Genomic DNA, 19406 nt, shown 5'->3' with positions numbered 1-19406 from the left:
CAAGCCCCGCCGCGCCGCCCGCAATCCGCGACAGAAGCCGCGGCGCTCGGCGACAACCGGCGACAGGATCCGCGGCACCGGTGACGGTTACGCCACCGGCACCGTCGTGCGGTCGTCACCGGCCAGGTGCTGCGGGGCGCGGGCGGTGCCGAAGGCGGTGTGGCGGCGCAGGCGGAAGCCCAGGCATTCGTACAGGCGGATCGCGTCGGTGTTCTGGGCACCCGTATGCAGGAACGGTGTCTCGCCGCGCTCGCGGATGCCGTGCGCGACCGCACGGATCAGCCGGGTGGCCAGGCCCTCGCCGCGGAAGCCGGGATCGGTGCAGACCGCGCTGATCTCGGTCCAGCCCGGCGGGTGCAGCCGCTCCCCCGCCATGGCGATCAGCGCGCCGTCGCGGCGGATGCCGAGATACGTGCCGAGTTCGATGGTGCGCGGCAGAAACGGTCCGGGCCTGGTGCGCGCCACGAGGTCGAGCATCTCGGGCACGTCCGCCGGACCGAGCCGGACCGCCTCGGGGTCCGGCTCGGCGGCGAGGCCCTCGTCCACCAGTTGGACGCCCTCGACCCGGAAGGTGACCTCCCAGCCCCGCGGCACCTCGCCTGCGAAGCCCAGCAACGGGACCTCGGCGCCGGGACCGGCCAGCGCCGCGAGGTCCGCCCAGTCCCGGGCGTCCGGTTCGTCCGGCAGGGCGAGCCACGGGGTGACGTCCACCGGGTACCGCAGCACCCGGCCGCGCCGCTCGGCGAAGTGGGCGTGCGGGCCGGTCAGCGCGGCCAGGGCGGGGTGGTCGAGGACGTGCGCGGCGGTGGCCGTACGGTCGTCGCCGCCCGGGCGGGCTATGAGGCTCACGCGGCCACCTCGATGACGATCTTGCCGCGGGTGTGCCCGTCCTCGACCGCGCGCAGCGCCTGGCCGGCCTGCTCCAGCGGGAAGGTGCGGGTGACGTGGGGCCGCAGCGCGCCGCGTACGGCGAGGTCCGCGACCGCGTCCAGGACGGCGGCGGTACGGGCACGCTCGACGCGCGCGCCGCCGAGCGCGGCGACCACGTCGAGCGGGGAGCCGGCGGTGACCAGCTTGCCGCGGTCCTTCAGCGACTCGGCGGCCTCGGCGAGCACCGGCCCGCCCACCAGGTCGTACACGCCGTCGATGCCGTCGGGCGCGGCGGCGCGGACCCGCTCGGGGAGGCCGGGCCCGGAGGGCACGTGTACGGCGCCGAGCGACTCGACGAAGTCCTTCTTGCCCTCGCTCGCCACGCCCACGACCCGCAGCCCGAAGGCGCGGGCGATCTGCACGGCCGCGCTGCCGACCCCGCCGCCCGCGCCCGTGACCAGCAGGGTCGTCCCGCCGGGCAGATCGAGCTGGCGGATACCGTCGTAGGCGGTGGCCGCGGCGACCGGGAGGGTGGCGGCGTCGGTGAAGGACAGCGCGGCGGGCTTGTGGGCGCTCACGCCGGCGGTCAGCAGCGCGTACTCGGCGTACCCGCCGTCGGTGGTGCTGCCGAACACCTCGTCGCCGACGGCGAAGCCGGTGACGTCCGGTCCGAGTCCGACGACGACGCCGGCGGCCTCGCTGCCGAAGACCCGCGGGAAGGGGCGCTCCTGCTCGCCGGGGCGCAGGAAGCCCTGCCGCAGCTTCCAGTCGACGGGGTTGACTCCCGCCGCACGGACCGCGATCAGGATCTCGCCGGGGCCGGGGCTCGGACGGTCCAGCTCGGTCAGTGCCTCGGTCTCCGGTCCGCCGTGCCGCGTGTAGACGTACGCCTTGGGCATGCTCTTCCTCACTTCTCTCGCGCTGCCACCGGTGTACCGGTGCCGGCATCGAGCGCCAAGGAGAAGCGCCGCAGAGCTATTCCCCGGGGCCCGAAGAGTTCATACGGACGCAATGATCCGGGCAGTGACCTGGGACGGAGCACCCGGAACAACAGCGTACGGTTGAAGCATGAACGTCACGCGAGGCTTCACGGGCCGCCCGCGCGTCGCCGATCCGGGTCTGCCGCCCGGGCAGTACGACGCGGGCGACGACTGGCCCGTCCTGTCCGCCGAGGTCACCCCCGACCTCTCCCCGGCCGACTGGTCCTTCCGCATCGACGGCCTGGTCGAGCGGCCGCACACCTGGGGCTGGGACGCGGCGCACGCGCTGCCCGCGTCGGTGTACGACGGCGACATCCACTGTGTCACCGGCTGGTCGAAGTTCGGGGTGCGCTTCGGCGGCGCCTCGCTGGACGCGTTCTTCAGTGTGGTGCGGCCCCATGTGTCCGCCACACATGCCGTCGCCTACTCCCACACGGGTTACACCACGAACCTGCCCCTCGCGGACCTCACCGGCGGGCGGGCCTGGATCGTCTGGGAGTACGGCGGCGAGCCGCTGCCGGCCGAACACGGCGGCCCGGCACGGCTGATCGTGCCGCAGCTGTACTTCTGGAAGAGCGCCAAGTGGATCGCGGGCCTCACGCTGCTCGACCATGACGAACCGGGCTTCTGGGAGGGCAACGGCTACCACGAGCGCGGCAACCCGTGGGAGGAGCAGCGGTACTCCGGTGACTGACACGGTGACGACGCATCCGGCCGGCCCGGCGGGCGGCCCCACCGTTCCGGTGACGCGGTTCGCCGTGCCGGGCCGGATCGCGGTCAGCGGCCGGGCGGCGGCTGTGTGGCAGACCGCCACGCTGACCGGGATCCGGCGGGAGACGCCGCGGACGGCGACGTTCCGGCTGGCGGTGCCGGCCTGGGCGGGGCATCTGCCCGGTCAGCATCTGATGCTGCGGCTGACCGCGCCGGACGGTTACACGGCGCAGCGCCACTACTCCCTCGCGTCGGCGCCCGACGACTCCGGGCACATCGAGCTGACCTTGGACCATGTGCCGGGCGGCGAGGTCTCCGGCTGGTTCCACACGGTGGCCCGGCCCGGTGACACGGTCGAGGTGCGCGGGCCGCTGAGCGGCTTCTTCGCCTGGCCGGGTGACCGGCCCGCGCTGCTGATGGGCGCCGGTTCCGGGGTCGTACCGCTGATGTCGATGGTGCGCCATCACCGGCTGCGCGGCCTGGACGTGCCGCTGCGCCTGCTCGTGTCGGCGCGCAGCCCCAGGGAACTGATCTACGCGTCGGAGCTGGGCGCGGAGACGACGCCGGTTTTCACCCGCAGCGCCCCACAGGGCACGCCGGTGGGACGTGTGACGGCCGCACATGTGGCGACACTCCTGGCCGAGCGGCCTGCCGGTGGATGGGAGGCCTATGTGTGCGGATCCAACGGTTTCGCCGAGCACGCCTCCCGGCTGCTGGTCGCGGCGGGGCAGCCGGTGGAGCGGATCCGGATCGAGCGCTTCGGCTGACGCGCCCGTCCGAGCCCGTCCGAGCCTGCCCGAGCCGGCCGGAAGGACACCTCCGGGTCGGGCACCGCCCGACGCACAGCCCCGCGCCCCCCCACCATGCGCCTCCTCGCGCGCCGAGCCCGCCGCCTCGGCGCGTCGGGCCGGTACCCGGATCGCGCGCGGGCCGGTCGACGCGATCGTGGGGCGCATGACTCGTTCCACGCTCCAAGCGGGCTCGAACTCACGGTTCGCGGCGTGAACGAGGGGCACCGTACGGGGTACGAGACGGATGTGGACGCTCGTGTACGTGAGCGACGGGGGGCGGCGGACCGGTGACGGCGGTCCGTTCGGCGCACCGGCCCGACGGGGCGAGGAGGTGGACATGCGGACCCGGGTGCGTGGCTGGCGCTGGCAGCGCAATCCGCTGCGGCGCCGCTCGGACGTCATGGAGGCGTGGACGGTGCTGGTGGTCTCCGTCCTGCTGTTCGTCGTGGCGCCCCTGGTGGGGGCGGCCGCGGGCCTGCACGCGCATGACCAGGCCCGCTCTCTCGCGGCGGCGGCCCGCGCCGAACGACACCCGGTGCGCGCCCAGGTGATCGGCGACCCGCCCCGGCACGTGTCCGAGGCGGGGGGCGACCGCCGGCGCCCCTACCGCGCGCACGTGCGCTGGACGGAGCCCGGCAAGGTGACCCGTACGGCCTGGGCGCGCGTGCCGGCCGGCGTCCGTACCGGCGACACGGTCCCGGTGTGGCTCGACGCGCGGGGCCGCGTGGTCGCCCCGCCTCCGGACGCCACGGCGATACTGCAGCACGCCGTCACCGTCGGCGTGTGTGCGGCGGGCGGTGCGGCGGCCGTCGTACTCTTCGGGTACGCCGTCGAACGCCGGATCGCGCTGCGTCACCGGATGGCCGAGTGGGAGCGCGCGTGGGCGGAGACCGGACCGAGGTGGAGCCAGCCGCGGATGTGACGGCGCCCCGATCAGGCTCGGCGGTGACCCGATCACCGTGTTCCGACTGTCGGTCCACCCCTTTCCGGAGCAAGCGCTTACTCACTGTCTGGCCAGGCGAGTCACGCGCAGGGAAACCCAGGGGTGCACCCCCCCGGGCCCTGGTCAGTCCTCCGATCACCCACGTACGGTGAGCTGACGCACTGTCCCTTCACAAAGGCGGTTGTTGATGGCCCTGTTCGACCTTCCCCTCGCCGAACTGCACGCGTACCGCAGCGAGTCCACGGAGCCGGAGGACTTCGACGCCTTCTGGGACAAGACCCTGGAGCAGGCGCGCGAGTACGACCTGGACGTCCGTTTCGAGCCGGTGGAGACAGGGCTGTCGACGGTCGAGGTGTACGACGTGACGTTCGCCGGGTACGGCGGCCATCCGGTCAAGGGCTGGCTGCGGCTGCCGGCCGGGGCGACGCGGCCCCTGCCGCTGGTCGTGGAGTTCATCGGCTACGGCGGCGGGCGCGGGCTCGCGCACGAGAACCTGCTGTGGGCGTCCACGGGCCGCGCGCACTTCACGATGGACACCCGCGGTCAGGGCAGCGCCTGGGGCGCCGGCGGCGGGACGGCGGACCCGGTGGGCGCGGCGCCCGCGTACCCGGGATTCATGACGCGCGGCATCGACGCGCCCGAGAACTACTACTACCGGCGGGTGTTCACGGACGCGGTCCGCGCCGTCGAGGCGGCGCGCACGCATCCACTGGCCGACGCGGCACGCACCGTCGCGCTCGGCGCCAGCCAGGGCGGCGGCATCACGCTGGCCGTCGGCGGGCTGGTACCGGACCTGGTCGCGGTCGCGCCGGACGTGCCGTTCCTGTGCGACTTCCCGCGGGCTACGACGATGACGGACCGTCACCCGTACCGGGAGATCGGGCTGTTCCTCAAGACGCACCGCGGCCGCTCGGCGGAGGTGCAGCGCACCCTGTCGTACTTCGACGGCGTGCACTTCGCGGCCCGGGGCCGGGCGCCGGCCCTGTTCTCGGCGGCGCTGGAGGACCAGACCTGCCCGCCGTCGACGGTGTTCGCGGCCTTCAACGCCTGGGCGCACGAGGACAAGGCGATCGAGGTGTACGACTTCAACGACCACGAGGGCGGCGGCCCCTTCCACGAGGCGGCGAAGGTGCGCTGGCTGCGGTCGTACGCCTGAGGGCACGGGGCGGGTTTCGGCCGAACCGGCAGGCCGCTCTTCCCTCGTGGTTTAGACCAATGCTAAGTGTGGTCGCGCAATGAGCCCGCACGGCTACGTCTTGTCACCACAGGAGGGCGCGGCATGGCCCGCACCACCCAGCACGAACCCGCGCAGAGCGACGACCGGCCCCTGTACGGGCGGATCGCGGCGCTACTGCTCGACGAACTGCGTGCCGGCACCATCCCGCCCGGCGAACGGCTGCCGGGCGAACGGCACTTGGCCGCGCACTACGGGGTCAGCCGGGAGACCGTCCGGCAGGCGCTCGAGGTGCTGCGCCGCAGCGGCCTGGTCGCGACCGACCGGCGCGGCAGCCACGCCACGCTGCCCGGCGGGCCGGTCGGTGAGCCGGGCACGCCCGTCTTCCCGCTGGGCGCCCGGTGGGGGGATCCGTGCGCCGTCGCCCGGGCCACGGTGGCCTGGGAGGCGCCACCCGCGGAGCACGCGCGGGCGCTGGATCTCGCCCCGCGGCGCCCGACGCTGGTGCACCGCTACCGGTCGGCCGCCCCGGACGGCCGGTCCCTGCGCACGGCGGTGACGTCGTTCTCGGCGGTGGCCCTGGCCGAGGTCGAGGAGCTGGCCCGCTACCGGGGCCGGGCCGACGGGGCCACGCCCGCCCAGTTGCGGCGGGCCTACGACTGGATGCGCAGGGCCGGTCTGGCCCTGCACCACCGGGACGCCATCAGCCAGGTCGGCGACTCCGTGGCGGTCCGGGTGACCCGGCGGGTGCACGACCAGTACGCGCGTCCCCTGGAGATCACCGATCTGGTGGTGCACGAACGGGACGCACTGGTCTACGAGTTCACGCTGCCCGCCGCGGGCTGAGCCCGCCGGGCCACCACCAGCCGGGCCCGGGGAGGGCCGTCGCCGCGCAGCCCGAACTCCGGCAGGGCCGTCAGCCCGGTACGGAAGCCCGCGAGTTCCAGCTCCCGCAGCACGTCGCTGAGCCGGAAGGCGCGGTAGTACATGACGAACGGCGGGCGCCACAGCGCGTTGCGCACGCGCATCACCGTGTCGAAGCCGAGCAGCGTCCAGTAGCCGGGCCGTGTGGGGCGGGGCGGGGCGAGCACCGGGAAGGCGAACCGGCCGCCGGGCCGCAGAACCGTGTGGACCCCCGCGAACAGACCGGGCAGTTCACGCGGCAGGAAGTGGCCGAACGCCCCGAAGGAGACGACGAGGTCGAAGGCGGCGGTGAACGGCAGGGCCCGGGCGTCGCCGCGGACCCAGGCGATCCCGGGCCCGCCGGCGGACGGCCGCACCCGGTGCCGGGCCACGTCCAGCATGCCCGCGCTGAAGTCGACCCCGGCGACGCTCCGGCGGCACAGCCCGGTCAGCGCCTCGACGCCCGCGCCGGTACCGCAGCACAGGTCGAGCCCGTCCTCGAAGGGGCCGAGGGGCGCGAGGGCCCGCGCGACGGAGCCGAGGACCGCGTCGGAGGTCCGGAAGGGGGTGTGGTCGAATTTCGGGGCGAGCAGGTCGTAACCCCGCTCGACGGACGACAGGGCCTGGACGGCGAGTTCGCGCAGGGTGGGGCCTTCGGGACCGAACATCGTCTCAGCCCAGGGGTGCGCGTTCGGTGAGAACCGTGAGGGCCCGCTCGCACCAGCGCAGGTTCTCCTCCTCGAAGGAGATTCCGGCCATGAGGGTGAGGTACGGGCCGACGCGCTCGGCCGTGCGCAGGTACTCCTCCTCGCTCCGCCCGTCCAGCAGGCGTTCGCGCGTCCGCCGGTAGCGGTCGAGCTTTCCGCGCGCCCAGCCCTCGCGTTCCTCGATCAGCGCCCGGGTGACCTCGGGGTCGCCGCCGTCCATCGCCTGGATCTTGATGAGGAGTTCGTCGCGGACGGCCGTGGGCCGTTTCGGCGGCTCGGCGGCGAAAGCCCTGAGTTCGGCCCGGCCGGCCGGGGTCAGCGTGAACATCCGCTTGTCGGGCCGCCGTTCCTGCCGCACGGTGCGGCCCTGGACGAGCCCGTCCTGCGCGAGGCGCTCCAGTTCCCGGTAGAGCTGCTGCGGGGTGGCCGGCCAGAAGTTCGCGAGCGAGACGTCGAACAGCTTCGACAGCTCGTAGCCGGAGGCCTCGCCTTCCAGCAGGGCGGCCAGGACGGCGTACTTGAGCGACATGTGGACAGGCTAGCAGCCATTGATTAGTCTCATCCGCACCTACTCAATTAATTGATTATGTGAGGTGATCCGATGCGCGCGTTCCGCGAGGCGGTGGAGGCCGGCGACATCGACGCCGCCGTGGCGCTGCTGGCCGACGACGTCGTCTTCACCAGTCCGGTCGTGTTCAAGCCGTACCCGGGCAAGGCGATCACCGCGGCGATCCTGCGCGCGGTGTCCCAGGTCTTCGGGGACTTCCGGTACGTGCGTGAGATCGGCGCCCCGGACGGCACCGACCACGCGCTGGTCTTCACGGCGAAGGTGGGCGAGCGCGAGGTGACCGGCTGCGACTTCATCCATGTGAACGAGGACGGTCTGATCGACGACTTCATGGTGATGGTCCGCCCGCTGTCCGGCGCCCAGGCTCTCGCCGAGGCCATGGGCGCGCGGTTCGACGACATCGTGAAGGAGGCGCAGGCACCGTCGGCGTGACGTGCCCCTCGGCTGTCAGCCCTTCAGCCGGCCCAGCGTCGCCCTGGCGTCCTTCTTCAGCCAGTCGGTGACGTTGGCGAGGGTGGGCGGGTTCTTGTCCTGGTCGTAGGTGGTGAGGTACGCGCTGTACGTCATCTCGTACGTCACCCAGCCGTCGCGGACGGCGAGCGTGGCATAGCGGGAGCCGCCGGTGGAGGAGCCGGTGGTGGTGTCCTGGCTGACCAGGTAGGCCTCGTCGCCGATGCCGCTGACCCGGGAAACGCCGTAACCGGTGTGGCTGTCACTGTAGTTCTTCCATGTGGCGGTGAACTCCGGCCCCGGATCGGTCTTCCTGTGGAGGTCCAGCTGCATGGTGAGGTAGGCGTCGGAGTACGTGGAGCCGGTCTTCTTCAGCCCGAGGCTGCAGTAACTCTCGTCCAGCGCCGGGTTCTTGAGGGAGTTCTTGGTCGGGGAGCTGTCGTCCTGCGGGTACTCGCTCCTGAAGGAGGAGTAGTCGGCGCTGGAGCACATGTCTGCGGGCGCCGAGTAGCCCCGCAGGTCCGCGCTGCCGCCCTTGTCGCCGATGAGGAAGACACCGCCCGCCCAGGCGGCCGAGGCGACCACCGCGCCGACGGCCGCCCACAGCACGGCCTTGCCGGCTCCGCCGCCGGACGGGGCGGTCGGGGGCGTCGCCGGGCCGAACTGTGGCACCTGGGCATAGGGGTTGCCCGGCTGCGGCTGCCCCGGCTGACCGAACTGCCCCGGCAGGGGGGCGGGCTGCCCGGCCACCGTGGGCTGCGCGTAGAAGTGTCCCGGCGGCGCAGACTGCGGGTTCGGGTACGGATAGGCCGTCGGCTGCGGCGGGACGACCGGCTGCTGCGGGGGCTGCCCGGGCTGCGGTAACGGCTGGTCGGCCGGCGGGGGCGGCTGCGGTGGCGTGGACATGCCCTGAAGATAGCGCTCGCTTGCCAGGCACGTCCCGTGTCGTCCGGGATCGTTATGGTCTGCGGACATGTGAGACACAACCATGACACCCCGGTCGGTGCCCGGCGGCGGGTCGGCGGCTGTCGGGCGATTCAGCCGCCGGCGGATCCGGGAGCCGGGCGCGTGACGAAGCCGGGGACGCGGCGGCAGATCGGCCTCTGCGGCGGCGAGTTCGGGGCCGGGAAGCGGGTGAACAGCCGCTCCAGCGCGATGACGGCCTCCAGCCTGGCCAGTGGCGCGCCCAGGCAGTGGTGGGCGCCGTGCCCGAGGGAGAGACGGCGTACCGCGTCGGGCCGGGCCGGGGGTGACGTCGAAGCGGTCGGCGTCGGGCCCGTGCGCCGCCGGGTCGCGGCCGGCGGCGGAGTATCCGGCGGGGACGGGGGTGCCGTGGACGGTGAGGTCCCGCACCGGGTAGCGGTACGGGAAGCAGCTGACCGGCGCGTCCCAGCGCAGGGTCTGCTCCACCGCGTCGGCCGCTCGCCCGGCCGGCGCGCACGCGGTCGAGTTGGTCGCCGTGGGCGCACAGTGCCCGTACGGCGTTGGTGACGAGATTGAGCCTGGTCTCGTGCCCGGCGACGGTCATCAGGACACGAGGGTGCCGATCAGCTCCTGGCGGCTGAGCCGGTCGCCGTCCTCGGCACGGGCGGCGAGGAGCGCGCTGGTGAGGTCGTCGGCGGGGGTGCGCGGCCTTCACCGTCGCGATCTCGCCGAGCGCGGCGAGCAGTTCGCGGTTGCCGGCGACGGCCCGGTCCGGTGCGGTGTCGGTGGCCACGACCTGGTTGCCGAGGCGTGCGGCCGCTCGCGGAAGGCGGCCGTCCACGCCCGGGGGTTCGCTGATGACGGCCATCGGCAGGGACGGGGCGAAGTGCCGCCGCAGGTCGGCGACGCCGTCCCCGGCGCCGGCGGCGCGGGCGAGTCCGTCGAGCAGGGTGGCGGTCAACTCCTGGGCGCGTGGACGCGGTCCGGCCACCCGGCGCGGCGTGAAGGACCGTCCGACGAGGGATCGCAGCCTGCCGTGGCGGCACCGTCCGCGGTGATCACGACCGGCACGGCGGCGAAGGTCGGCATCGGCCGGCCGGGAGGGATCCACCCCTCGCGCAGCACCGCGAAGTGCCGTGCGCCCTTGGCGACTTCGGGCTGCCGGAGGAACGTCTTCAGTGCCTCGTGGCCGAGTACGGCCATGCCCTCGATGCCGCCGGGCAGTTCGACCCGTGCCACGCAGCCCTGCGCCGGCAGCCGGGCGTTGACCGGGGACGGGCAGCCGCCGGCGGGGTCGAGACGGTACGGCGGCCGGGCGGGGGAGGTCTCCACGCGTTCTCCGGACGGTCGAACGGTGCCGGCACAGGCCGGGGAAGCGGACCGGATCGGCGCGGTGCGGCGGGCGGGAATGGACACGGACGCCATCATGTTGACCCGAGCGGACGCACGGGTATAGTGCGAGCAGCGGATGTGCGTGTCCCGTCGTACGGACACCGGTGCCGCTCTCCTCTCCACCAGCCCCTCGGCCGAGGTTTCCGACCGGCCCGGGCTTCTTCTCAGCACCCCTCGTGACCAGGGCTTCTCCGCCGTATCCGAGGTGTCGTTCCCGCCGCCCGCAGGCCTGTGCCCCCCTGCCACTCGCGGCCTCTCCCCCCTCCCCACGCATGTTCCGTCCGCGAAAGGACCTTCCACCATGACCACCACACTCGAACACCCTCCCGTGGTCCCGCAGACCCCGGCCGCCCGGCTCGTCTCCGGTGTCCTCGACATCGACGCGCAGGGGAAGGGGCATCTGCGGCCCAGGGACCTCCTGGCCACCGCCGCCGACCCCCAGGTCCCGGCGGCCCTGATCCGGCGCCTCGGACTGCGCAAGGGCGACCTCGTCGAGGGCGTCCGGGGCGACAAGCGGGCGCTGAGCGAGGTCACGCGCGTCGAGGGACGCGCCGCGGCGGACGCGCGCGAGCGGCGCCGCTTCCAGGACCTCACCCCGCTCCACCCGCACGACCGCATCCGCCTCGAACACCCTGCGTCCGCGCTCGCGGGCCGCGTCACCGATCTGCTGGCACCGGTCGGCAAGGGCCAGCGCGGGCTCATCGTGGCCCCGCCGAAGAGCGGCAAGACGGTGCTGCTGCAGCAGTTCGCCGCAGCCGTGGCCGGCAATCACCCCGAGTGCCGGCTGATGGTGCTGCTGCTGGACGAGCGGCCCGAGGAGGTGACCGAGATGCGCCGCTCGGTGCGCGGCGAGGTGTACGCCTCCACCTTCGACCGGCCCGCCAGGGAGCACATCGCGCTCGCCGAACTGTTCGTCGAGCGCGCCAAGCGGCTGGTCGAGGCCGGCGAGGACGTCGTCGTCCTGCTGGACTCGCTGACCCGGCTGTGCCGGGCGCACAACAACGCCTCCGCCGCCGGCGGGCGCACGCTGAGCGGCGGTGTGGACGCGGGTGCGCTGCTCGGCCCGAAGCGGTTCTTCGGCGCCGCCCGGCAGGCCGAGGAGGGCGGCTCGCTCACCGTCCTCGCCACCGTGCTCGTGGACACCGGCTCGCGTGCGGACCAGTACTACTTCGAGGAGCTGAAGAGCACCGGCAACATGGAACTGCGCCTGGACCGGGAGGCGGCCGCCCGGCGCCGCTTCCCCGCCGTGGACATCGACGCCTCCGGCACCCGCCGCGAGGAACTCCTGCTCACTGCGGCCGAGTTGACGGCCGTGCGCGGTCTGCGCCGGGTGCTGCGCGGCCGCGAGGGCGGCCCGTCCGGTCTGGAGACCCTGCTGGAGCGGTTGCGCGCCACGCCGGACAACGCCGCGTTCCTGCGGCAGGTCCGGCCGACCCTGCCCTCGGCCTGACCGTCGCGCCGGACGGGGGGCGAGGTCCGGCTTCCGGGTTGTTCGCGTGGGCCGAACGGCCCCGGACCGCGCGAAGAATCACCGATCCATTCCTACGTTGCTCATATGATCAACGGATTTTCCCCACGGACGGCTGTGACGGCCTGCTCCCTGTGTGTGGCGGGGGTGCTGGCGCTCGCGCCGGCCACCGCCACCGTCGGGTCCCGCACCGCGGCCCCGGCCCCGGCCGCCGGGCAACCCGTCCCGCCGGGGCCGCACGCGGCGACCCCCGGGCCGTCCCTGCTCTACCGCTCCGGCGTCCTGGTCCGGCCGCACCGGGGCGCACCCGACGTCCCGGAGGCGTCGGCGCTGTCCTGGCTGGTGGCCGACGCCGCCACCGGGGACGTGCTGGCCGCGGCCGACGCGCACCGCAGACTGCCGCCCGCCAGCACCCTGAAGACGCTGTTCGCCCTGACCGTGCTGCCCACGCTGCCGAGCGGGATGCGGCACACCGTGCGGGACGAGGAGCTGGCCGGTATCGGCGCGGGCAGCAGTCTCGTCGGCATCCAGGAGGGCCGGACCTACCGGGTGGCCGACCTGTGGCGCGGGGTCTTCCTCAGATCCGGCAACGACGCCGTCCACGTGCTCGCCTCGATGGCCGGCGGCTGGCACACCACGGCCGCGCGGATGCAGACCAAGGCCCGCTCGCTCGGCGCCCTGGACACCCACGTGGTCTCCCCCGACGGCTACGACGCGGACGGCCAGGTGTCCTCCGCCTACGACCTGGCCGTCTTCGGCCGGGAGGGGCTGCGCAACGCCGACTTCGCCCGCTACTGCTCCACCGCCGAGGCCATGTTCCCCGCCGAGGGCTGGTCCTTCGGGATCGCGAACACCAACCGGCTGCTGACCGGCGCGAACGGGGTCACGCCGTACCCCGGGCTGATCGGCATCAAGAACGGCTACACCAGCAACGCCGGCAACACCCTCGTGGCCGCCGCCCGCCGGGGCGGGCGCACGCTCATCGTGACCGTGATGAACCCTCAGCAGGCGGGATCGACGGTGTACGACGAGGCCCGCGAACTGCTCGACTGGGGCTTCGACGCGGCAGGGCGGGTGGATCCGGTCGGCTCGCTGGACGGGCTGCGCGCGGGGCCCCGGCCGTCGAAGCCGGCGGCCGTTCCGGTGACCGTCGCCGCGTCGCAGGCCCCGGACGACGACGGGGACTGGCCCGGCACCGCGGTCGTCGCCGGGCTCTGCGCACTCGGCGCGGGGACCGTGGCGCTGGTGCTGCGGGCCAGGCGCAGGGCCGCGCGCGGCTGAGCCGCCGGCAGCCCGAGCAGCAGGCCCAGGGTGATCCAGGTGTAGGTGTTGCCGCCGAGGAAGCCGCCGACGCCCGAGGCGTCGTCGTACCAGAGCCACACCACGCTCGTGCACAGCACCGTGTACAGGGCGCCCGCGATCCGGGGGTGTCCGGCACGCAGCAGCACGGCGAAGGACGGCAGCAGCCACACCAGGTGGTGCACCCAGGTGACCGGGCTGACCAGGCAGGCCGCCGCCCCCGTGAGGGCGAAGGCGGCCGTCCAGTCGCCGGCCGTCACCGCCCGCCGGGCCCGCCAGGCCCACACGCACAGGGTCAGCAGGACGAGCGTCGCCCACAGCGGACGGCCGTTCTCGCCGAGGCGGGACAGCACGCCCTGGAGCGACTGGTTCGACACGTAGGCGAGCCGGCCCACCCGGCCGGTGTCCCACAACGCGTCGGTCCAGTAGAAGCGGGACGCCCGCGGGTCCGCCCAGGCCGCCAGCGCGGTCGCGGCGCCGGCCACGGCCGTCGCGACGGCGGCCGCCCGGCGGCGCCCGGCGAGCAGCAGCAGTGCGATGAACAGGGCGGGCGTCAGCTTCACGGCGGCGGCGAGCCCGATCCCGACGCCCGCCCAGCGGCCGCGGCCGGTGGTCAGCAGCAGGCAGTCGGTGAGGACGAGGGCGAGGAGCACCAGGTTCACCTGGCCGAAGCTGAAGGTGTCCCGCAGCGGCTCGAACAGCGCGAGCAGACACAGCAGCAGCGCCCAGCGGTACCAGCCGTGCCGCCGCCAGCCGGGGCCGGCGAGGATCCGCAGGACGACCGCCAGCGCGGCCAGGTTGACCACGAGCGAGAGCGCGATCGCACCGGGCCGGCCCAGCGGGGCCAGCGGCAGCATGGCGAGGGCGGCGAACGGCGGATAGGTGAAGCCGTAGGAGGTGCCGGGCACGTGGTAGTCGTAGAGTCGGCCGCCGTGGTGGACCCAGGTGTGCACGGTCCCGTAGTAGACGCGCAGGTCGAAGAAGCCGCGCAGCAGCGGCACGGTCGCGGTGAAGACGGTGACCGCGGCGGCGAGGACGAGGACCAGCAGCAGCCGGCTCCGGGCGGTACGCGGCCGCCACGGGGTGGTGCGCGGCCAGGCCGGCCGGGTCAGCCCGGTCATGCGGCGCCTCCCGGGACCGGAGCCTGCGTCCGGGCCGCCTGGTGGGCCTGCCACAGGACGACCACGGCGAGTACCCCGCCGCAGACCGCGAGCACCAGCTGCCCGGGGCCGGCGGGGCCGCCGCTGGGCAGGACGGCGACGGCCAGGACGGCGGCCGACGCCGCGATCCGCTGCCGTACGGAGGTGTCGGGCGCGGCGGCGGCGATGAGGAACAGCCCCCACAGCACGTACCAGGGGCGCAGCGCCGGGCCGAACACGGCGACCGTCAGCAGGCTCAGGCCCAGCGCGTACACCGGACTCAGCCGCAGCCGCAGCCAGATCAGCGCCACGGCGACGACGGTGGCGGCGAGGCCCAGCAGATGCCAGGCCGGGACGGCGAGCGGGGCCAGGCCGCTGCCGAGACGGTCCAGCAGGGCGCCGGTGACGCGGCCGAGCAGGCTGGTCAGGGCCCAGTTCTGCGGGGAGATGGGGGTGGTGAGGGCGGCGATCCAGCCGTAGCCGGTGCCGGCGACGGCGGTGGCGGCGACCGTCGTCGCGGCGGAGGCGGCCGCGGTGGTCAGTGCGGCGGGCAGCGGGCGGTGGCCGGAGCGGATCCGGAGGGCGAGCACCGCGAGGAGTCCGAGCGCGGCCGGCGCCTTGACCAGGGCGGCCAGGGTGACGAGGACGGCCGCGACGATCCCGGCGCCCGGCCGGCGACCGCGCGCGGCGACCAGGCCGAGCCCCAGCAGGCCGAGCATGAGGGCGTCGTTGTGGGCGCCCGCCACCAGGTGCAGCAGGACCAGCGGGTTGAGCGCGCCGAGCCAGAGCGCGGCGGCCGGGTCGGCGCCGCTGTGCCGGGCGAGCCGGGGCAGCGCCAGTGCCATGAGTGCCACGCCGAGCAGGGCGACCAGGCGCATCCCGAGCAGGCCGGCGGGCAGTTCGCCGCGGGTCAGGCCGGTCAGCGCGGAGGCCAGGGCGAGGAAGGCGGGGCCGTAGGGGGCGCCGGTGTGCTGCCACATCGGCGCGACCTCGTCGGCGAGCGGGCCGCCGAGCTGGGCCGGGCCGTGGGCGTAGACGTCCATGTGCGCGTCGACCATGGCGCCCTGGGCGAGATAGCTGTAGACGTCCCGGCTGAACAGCGGCGGGGCGAGCAGCAGGGGGGCCGTCCAGAGGGCCAGGACGAGCAGCAGGGCGCGCGGGCCGGGCGGCCGGGGTCCGCGTACCAGACGGCCGAGCAGCACCCAGGCCGCGATCAGCAGTACGACACCGAAGTACACCCCGACCAGGCCGAGCGCCGCCTGGGCCGAGGCGGGGGCCGGCAGTTCCTGCACGGGCAGGGCTCCGGCGGTCTCACCGCCCAGCGCGAGGAAGGCGGTTCCGGCCAGCCCGAGCAGCCTGCAGCTGCGGAGATCGACGGGGAATGCCATGGCCAACACCGGTTCAGCTTGTCGACGGCGGGTGGCCGGAAGGCGACGGTAGCCCTTCCGGGCGGGGGCCGACGTGTGACCGCTGCGTGGTCGCCTGCGGCCGTGCGCGCGCCGCGGACCGGTCCGCTCAGAACACCGACAGGCCCGTCAGCGTCGTGAACCGGTCCAGCGCCGCCACCCCGGCCACCGAGTTGCCGCGTTCGTCCAGGCCCGGGCTCCACACGCACAGCGTGCAGCGGCCCGGTACGACCGCGATGATGCCGCCGCCGACGCCGCTCTTGCCGGGCAGGCCCACCCGGTAGGCGAAGTCGCCGGCCGCGTCGTACGTCCCGCAGGTCAGCATGACCGCGTTGACCTGCTTGGCCTGGCTGCGGGTGAGGAGCCGGCTGCCGTCGGCGCGGATGCCGTGCCGGGCGAGGAAGCCGGCGGCGAGGGCGAGGTCGGCGCAGGAGGCGGCGACGGAGCACTGCCGGAAGTACTGGTCGAGCAGGACCGGCACGTCGTTGTCGATGTTGCCGTACGACGCCATGAAGTGGGCGAGGGCGGCGTTGCGGTCGCCGTGGGCGGTCTCGGAGGCGGCGACGTCCTTGTCGAAGTCCAGCGCGGGGTTGCCGCTCTCGGCGCGCAGGAAGTCCAGGAGCTGTCCGGCAGCGTCGCCGGTACGGGTCTGCAGGCGGTCGGTGACGACGAGCGCGCCCGCGTTGATGAAGGGATTCCGCGGGATGCCGTTCTCGTACTCCAGCTGCACCAGGGAGTTGAAGGGGTTGCCGGAGGGCTCGCGGCCCACGTGCTCCCAGAGTTCGTCGCCCTCTCGGGCCAGGTCGAGGGCGAGGGTGAAGACCTTGGTGATGGACTGCGCGGAGAACGGCTCGCGCCACTGCCCCACTCCGTACACGGTGCCGTCCAGCTCCGCGACCGCCATGCCGAAGCTGCGGGGGTCGCGGGCGGCGAGGGCCGGGATGTAGTCGGCGGGGCGGCCGCGGCCGGGGGTGCGGCCTATCTCCTCGGCGATGCGCTCCAGGACGGGCAGGAAGGCGTGGGACGACGTCGCTGTCATGATCGCCATTGTGCCTCCCGCCCGTTCCGGTAGCGTAATCGAGCGCGCGTTGCCGCAGGTCAGGCAGCTGGCGCGGCACTGCCCGCGAGGACCTCGGGGCGCAGCAGTTCGGCCAGCCTCTCGGCGGGCAGGAGGCCCTTCTCCAGGACGAGTTCGGCCACGCCGCGTCCCGTGACGAGCGCCTCCTTGGCGATGTCGGTCGCCGCCGTGTAGCCGATGTGCGGGTTGAGCGCGGTGACCAGGCCTATGGAGTTCTCGACGGTCGCGCGCAGCCGCTCGGTGTTGGCGGTGATGCCGTTCACGCAGCGCTCGGCCAGCGTCAGGCAGGCGCTGCGCAGGTGCGTGATCGACTCCGACAGCGAGTGCAGGATGATCGGCTCGAAGGCGTTGAGCTGGAGCTGTCCGGCCTCGGCGGCCATGGTGATGGCGACGTCGTTGCCGATCACCTCGAAGGCGACCTGGTTGACGACCTCGGGGATCACCGGGTTGACCTTGCCCGGCATGATCGACGAACCGGCCTGGACCGGCGGCAGGTTGATCTCGCCGAGGCCCGCGCGCGGACCGGAGGACAGCAGGCGCAGGTCGTTGCAGCTCTTCGAGAGCTTGACCGCGATCCGCTTGAGCACACCGGACATCTGGACGAAGGCGCCGCAGTCCTGGGTGGCTTCGACCAGGTTGGCCGCGGTGACCAGGGGCAGCCCGGTGATGGCCGACAGGTGCCGGCGGGCGGCCTCCGCGTATCCGGCGGGCGCGTTGAGGCCGGTGCCGATCGCCGTGGCACCGAGGTTGATCTCGTGGATCAGCTCGACGGCCTCGGCGAGCCGGCTGCGGTCCTCCTCGATCATGACGGCGTAGGCGGAGAACTCCTGGCCGAGCGTCATCGGCACGGCGTCCTGCAACTGAGTGCGGCCCATCTTGAGCACGTCGCGGAACTCGACGGCCTTGCGGGCGAACGAGTCCTGCAGTACGGCCATCGCCTTGAGCAGTCCACGTACCGCGAAGACCGTCGCTATCTTGACGGCGGTCGGGTAGACGTCATTGGTCGACTGACCCAGGTTGACGTCCTCGTTGGGGTGCAGATGCGTGTACTCGCCCTTGGCGTGGCCGAGCAGCTCCAGCGCGCGGTTCGCCACGACCTCGTTGGCGTTCATGTTGGTCGACGTGCCGGCGCCGCCCTGGATGACGTCGACGACGAACTGGTCGTGCAGCCCGCCCGCGCGGATCTCCCGGCAGGCGGTGACGATCGCCTCCGCCTTGTGCGGGACCAGCAGTCCCAGTTCCTGGTTGGCGAGCGCGGCGGCCTCCTTGACGGCGGCCAGGGCGTCGATCAGATGCGGGTACGCGGAGATCGGCGTACCGGTGATGGGAAAGTTCTCGGTGGCCCGCAGGGTGTGGACACCCCAGTAGGCCTCGGCGGGTACGTCACGGTCGCCGAGCAGGTCGTGCTCGCTGCGGGTGGTGGCGGCGGTCATGAGGGAGGGTCCTTCGGTGAGGTACGGAGGTGACAGCGCCCCCTTGAGGGACGCGGGGAGCCGCTCGGCCGGGCGCGGACGAGCCGCGGCCCGGCGACGTCGGCAGTCCCCCGGGCCAGGCGGAGTTCAGCGCCGCGCTACACGCACGCGGGCTGGGCAACGGGGTCCAGTGCACGCACGGCCCGCACACACCCCACCGGCTCCCCGCCCCCGAGCAGCGGCTCGCCCGCGAACTCGGTCAGCAGCGCGGGGTCCACGCCCGCGCGCGCGAGCGCCGCCGCGGCGACCGGGATCCGCGCGCGGTTCGCACCGTCGGCGATCTTCACGGCGATGGCCCGGCCGTCGGGCAGCGCGGCGACCTGGACGCCCTCGAAGCCGTCCTTGGTGAGCAGCCCCGGCACGGCCCGCATCAGCGCGGCCACGTCACGGCCCGAGCCGGAGGCCATCTCGGCGTGCTCGCGCATGGCGTCCGCGACCTTGGCCTCGGGCGTGCCGGGCGCGGCGGAGGCGATGCGGGAGACGGCGCGGGCGAGGCCGTGCAGGGAGATGGAGAACAGCGGCGCGCCGCAGCCGTCCACGGTGACCCGGGCGACCCGCTGGCCGGTCAGGTCCTCGACGATCTCCTGGACGGCCTGCTGGAGCGGGTGCGCCGGATCGAGGTAGTCCGCCAGGGTCCAGCCGTTGAGCTTGGCGGTCCACAGCATGGCCGCGTGCTTGCCGGAGCAGTTCTGGGCGAGGCGGGAGGGCATGCGGCCCTCGCGCACCCAGGCGTCCCGCACGACCGGGTCGAACGGCATGTCGGGGACGTTGCGCAGGTCGTCCTCGGTGAGCCCGGCGAGTTCGAGGATGCGCCGGGTGCCGGCGAGGTGGCGCTCCTCGCCGGAGTGGCTCGCGGCGGCCAGCGAGAGCAGTTCGCCGTCGAGCGGCAGCCCCGCCCGCAGCATGGCCACGGCCTGGAGGGGCTTGACGGCCGAGCGCGGGTAGAAGGCGGCCTCGATGTCGCCGAGCTGGAACTCCACCCGGCCGTCGGCGCCGAGGACGACGACGGAGCCGTAGTGGATGCCCTCGACGACCCCGCCGCGGACGAGGTGGGCGACGGGGGCGTGGAGGGGTTCGCGGACGACAGGGGCGTCGGCGGGGGAACTGCTGTACATCACTGCCTGCATCGTT

The 19406-nt window shown here is 73.9% G+C and carries 17 protein-coding genes and 2 pseudogenes; 8 read left to right on the top strand and 11 right to left on the bottom strand.

The genetic code is table 11. The features are described from left to right. Positions 1 to 87 precede the first annotated feature (87 nt). The gene (locus ACZ60X_RS12340) at positions 88 to 849 is read right to left on the bottom strand and encodes a GNAT family N-acetyltransferase (protein WP_469596809.1); all 762 of its coding nucleotides are present in this window, start codon (positions 847 to 849) and stop codon (positions 88 to 90) included. Beyond that, positions 846 to 1769: an NADP-dependent oxidoreductase gene (locus ACZ60X_RS12335; protein WP_469596807.1), complete on the bottom strand. Its 924-nt coding sequence runs from the start codon at positions 1767 to 1769 to the stop codon at positions 846 to 848. The genes ACZ60X_RS12340 and ACZ60X_RS12335 overlap by 4 nt, the downstream gene beginning before the upstream one ends. 169 nt (positions 1770 to 1938) lie before the next feature. Here ACZ60X_RS12335 and ACZ60X_RS12330 point away from each other — a divergent pair, with 169 nt between their 5' ends. The 5 genes from ACZ60X_RS12330 (at position 1939) to ACZ60X_RS12310 (ending at position 6315) form a co-directional block, all read left to right on the top strand. Then, the gene (locus ACZ60X_RS12330) at positions 1939 to 2544 is read left to right on the top strand and encodes a sulfite oxidase-like oxidoreductase (protein ID WP_469596805.1); all 606 of its coding nucleotides are present in this window, start codon (positions 1939 to 1941) and stop codon (positions 2542 to 2544) included. Between the two features lie 64 nt (positions 2545 to 2608). Further along, positions 2609 to 3328 (top strand): ferredoxin reductase, encoded by a 720-nt coding sequence (locus ACZ60X_RS12325; RefSeq protein WP_469597430.1) that lies wholly within the window; start codon positions 2609 to 2611, stop codon positions 3326 to 3328. Positions 3329 to 3614: 286 nt separating this feature from the next. After that, a complete protein-coding gene (locus tag ACZ60X_RS12320; protein ID WP_469596803.1) occupies positions 3615 to 4274 on the top strand; it encodes an Rv1733c family protein in 660 nt (219 codons plus the stop codon). Between the two features lie 208 nt (positions 4275 to 4482). After that, positions 4483 to 5451 (top strand): acetylxylan esterase, encoded by a 969-nt coding sequence (locus ACZ60X_RS12315; protein WP_469596800.1) that lies wholly within the window; start codon positions 4483 to 4485, stop codon positions 5449 to 5451. Positions 5452 to 5574: 123 nt separating this feature from the next. Continuing rightward, a complete protein-coding gene (locus ACZ60X_RS12310) occupies positions 5575 to 6315 on the top strand; it encodes a winged helix-turn-helix domain-containing protein (RefSeq protein WP_469596797.1) in 741 nt (246 codons plus the stop codon). Here ACZ60X_RS12310 and ACZ60X_RS12305 read toward each other — a convergent pair. Together ACZ60X_RS12305 and ACZ60X_RS12300 are read right to left on the bottom strand one after the other, a co-directional pair. Continuing rightward, on the bottom strand, positions 6285 to 7040 hold the full coding sequence (locus ACZ60X_RS12305; RefSeq protein WP_469596795.1) for a class I SAM-dependent methyltransferase: 756 nt from the start codon (positions 7038 to 7040) through the stop codon (positions 6285 to 6287). The genes ACZ60X_RS12310 and ACZ60X_RS12305 overlap by 31 nt on opposite strands. Positions 7041 to 7044: 4 nt before the next feature. Beyond that, on the bottom strand, positions 7045 to 7608 hold the full coding sequence (locus ACZ60X_RS12300; protein ID WP_469596792.1) for a PadR family transcriptional regulator: 564 nt from the start codon (positions 7606 to 7608) through the stop codon (positions 7045 to 7047). Between the two features lie 72 nt (positions 7609 to 7680). On the opposite strand from ACZ60X_RS12300, the gene ACZ60X_RS12295 reads away from it, so the two are divergent. Further along, a complete protein-coding gene (locus ACZ60X_RS12295; protein WP_469596790.1) occupies positions 7681 to 8079 on the top strand; it encodes a nuclear transport factor 2 family protein in 399 nt (132 codons plus the stop codon). A gap of 15 nt (positions 8080 to 8094) precedes the next feature. On the opposite strand, the gene ACZ60X_RS12290 is transcribed toward ACZ60X_RS12295, so the two are convergent. Both ACZ60X_RS12290 and ACZ60X_RS12285 read right to left on the bottom strand, forming a co-directional pair. Beyond that, a complete protein-coding gene (locus tag ACZ60X_RS12290) occupies positions 8095 to 9003 on the bottom strand; it encodes a hypothetical protein (RefSeq protein WP_469597428.1) in 909 nt (302 codons plus the stop codon). Between the two features lie 126 nt (positions 9004 to 9129). Then, positions 9130 to 10353, bottom strand: a pseudogene (locus tag ACZ60X_RS12285) (cytochrome P450 family protein); the annotation flags it as partial. A 361-nt stretch (positions 10354 to 10714) separates the two neighbouring features. On the opposite strand from ACZ60X_RS12285, the gene rho reads away from it, so the two are divergent. Together rho and ACZ60X_RS12275 are read left to right on the top strand one after the other, a co-directional pair. Further along, positions 10715 to 11863: a transcription termination factor Rho gene (gene rho / locus ACZ60X_RS12280; RefSeq protein ID WP_469596788.1), complete on the top strand. Its 1149-nt coding sequence runs from the start codon at positions 10715 to 10717 to the stop codon at positions 11861 to 11863. A 105-nt stretch (positions 11864 to 11968) separates the two neighbouring features. Continuing rightward, a pseudogene (locus ACZ60X_RS12275) lies at positions 11969 to 12823 on the top strand (D-alanyl-D-alanine carboxypeptidase family protein); the annotation flags it as partial. A gap of 59 nt (positions 12824 to 12882) precedes the next feature. On the opposite strand, the gene ACZ60X_RS12270 reads toward ACZ60X_RS12275, so the two are convergent. From ACZ60X_RS12270 to ACZ60X_RS12250, 5 genes are all read right to left on the bottom strand, one after another. Further along, positions 12883 to 14301, bottom strand: a complete 1419-nt coding sequence (locus ACZ60X_RS12270) for a glycosyltransferase family 87 protein (RefSeq protein WP_469596786.1) — start codon at positions 14299 to 14301, stop codon at positions 12883 to 12885. Continuing rightward, positions 14298 to 15707, bottom strand: a complete 1410-nt coding sequence (gene mptB / locus ACZ60X_RS12265) for a polyprenol phosphomannose-dependent alpha 1,6 mannosyltransferase MptB (RefSeq protein WP_469596784.1) — start codon at positions 15705 to 15707, stop codon at positions 14298 to 14300. The genes ACZ60X_RS12270 and mptB overlap by 4 nt, the downstream gene beginning before the upstream one ends. A 127-nt stretch (positions 15708 to 15834) precedes the next feature. Next, the gene (locus tag ACZ60X_RS12260) at positions 15835 to 16773 is read right to left on the bottom strand and encodes a glutaminase (RefSeq protein WP_469596781.1); all 939 of its coding nucleotides are present in this window, start codon (positions 16771 to 16773) and stop codon (positions 15835 to 15837) included. Between the two features lie 50 nt (positions 16774 to 16823). After that, on the bottom strand, positions 16824 to 18236 hold the full coding sequence (aspA, locus tag ACZ60X_RS12255; protein ID WP_469596779.1) for an aspartate ammonia-lyase: 1413 nt from the start codon (positions 18234 to 18236) through the stop codon (positions 16824 to 16826). A gap of 137 nt (positions 18237 to 18373) precedes the next feature. Next, positions 18374 to 19390 carry an asparaginase gene (locus ACZ60X_RS12250; protein ID WP_469596778.1) on the bottom strand — a complete coding sequence of 339 codons (1017 nt, stop codon included), beginning with the start codon at positions 19388 to 19390 and terminating at the stop codon, positions 18374 to 18376. Between the last annotated feature and the right edge of the window lie 16 nt (positions 19391 to 19406).

The sequence above is a fragment of the Streptomyces sp. NPDC104106 genome, from assembly GCF_055584345.1.
The sequence above is the reverse complement of the archived record's forward strand: the minus strand, read 5'-3'. Positions and strand labels throughout refer to the sequence as shown.

Coding starts and splice junctions, on each gene's coding strand:
- ACZ60X_RS12335 (WP_469596807.1), bottom strand. CDS start 1,769: ATGCCCAAGGCGTACGTCTACACGCGGCACGGCGGACCGGAGACCGAG.
- ACZ60X_RS12330 (WP_469596805.1), top strand. CDS start 1,939: ATGAACGTCACGCGAGGCTTCACGGGCCGCCCGCGCGTCGCCGATCCG.
- ACZ60X_RS12315 (WP_469596800.1), top strand. CDS start 4,483: ATGGCCCTGTTCGACCTTCCCCTCGCCGAACTGCACGCGTACCGCAGC.
- ACZ60X_RS12310 (WP_469596797.1), top strand. CDS start 5,575: ATGGCCCGCACCACCCAGCACGAACCCGCGCAGAGCGACGACCGGCCC.
- ACZ60X_RS12305 (WP_469596795.1), bottom strand. CDS start 7,040: ATGTTCGGTCCCGAAGGCCCCACCCTGCGCGAACTCGCCGTCCAGGCC.
- ACZ60X_RS12300 (WP_469596792.1), bottom strand. CDS start 7,608: ATGTCGCTCAAGTACGCCGTCCTGGCCGCCCTGCTGGAAGGCGAGGCC.
- ACZ60X_RS12295 (WP_469596790.1), top strand. CDS start 7,681: ATGCGCGCGTTCCGCGAGGCGGTGGAGGCCGGCGACATCGACGCCGCC.
- ACZ60X_RS12290 (WP_469597428.1), bottom strand. CDS start 9,003: ATGTCCACGCCACCGCAGCCGCCCCCGCCGGCCGACCAGCCGTTACCG.
- rho (WP_469596788.1), top strand. CDS start 10,715: ATGACCACCACACTCGAACACCCTCCCGTGGTCCCGCAGACCCCGGCC.
- ACZ60X_RS12270 (WP_469596786.1), bottom strand. CDS start 14,301: ATGACCGGGCTGACCCGGCCGGCCTGGCCGCGCACCACCCCGTGGCGG.
- mptB (WP_469596784.1), bottom strand. CDS start 15,707: ATGGCATTCCCCGTCGATCTCCGCAGCTGCAGGCTGCTCGGGCTGGCC.
- ACZ60X_RS12260 (WP_469596781.1), bottom strand. CDS start 16,773: ATGGCGATCATGACAGCGACGTCGTCCCACGCCTTCCTGCCCGTCCTG.
- aspA (WP_469596779.1), bottom strand. CDS start 18,236: ATGACCGCCGCCACCACCCGCAGCGAGCACGACCTGCTCGGCGACCGT.
- ACZ60X_RS12250 (WP_469596778.1), bottom strand. CDS start 19,390: ATGTACAGCAGTTCCCCCGCCGACGCCCCTGTCGTCCGCGAACCCCTC.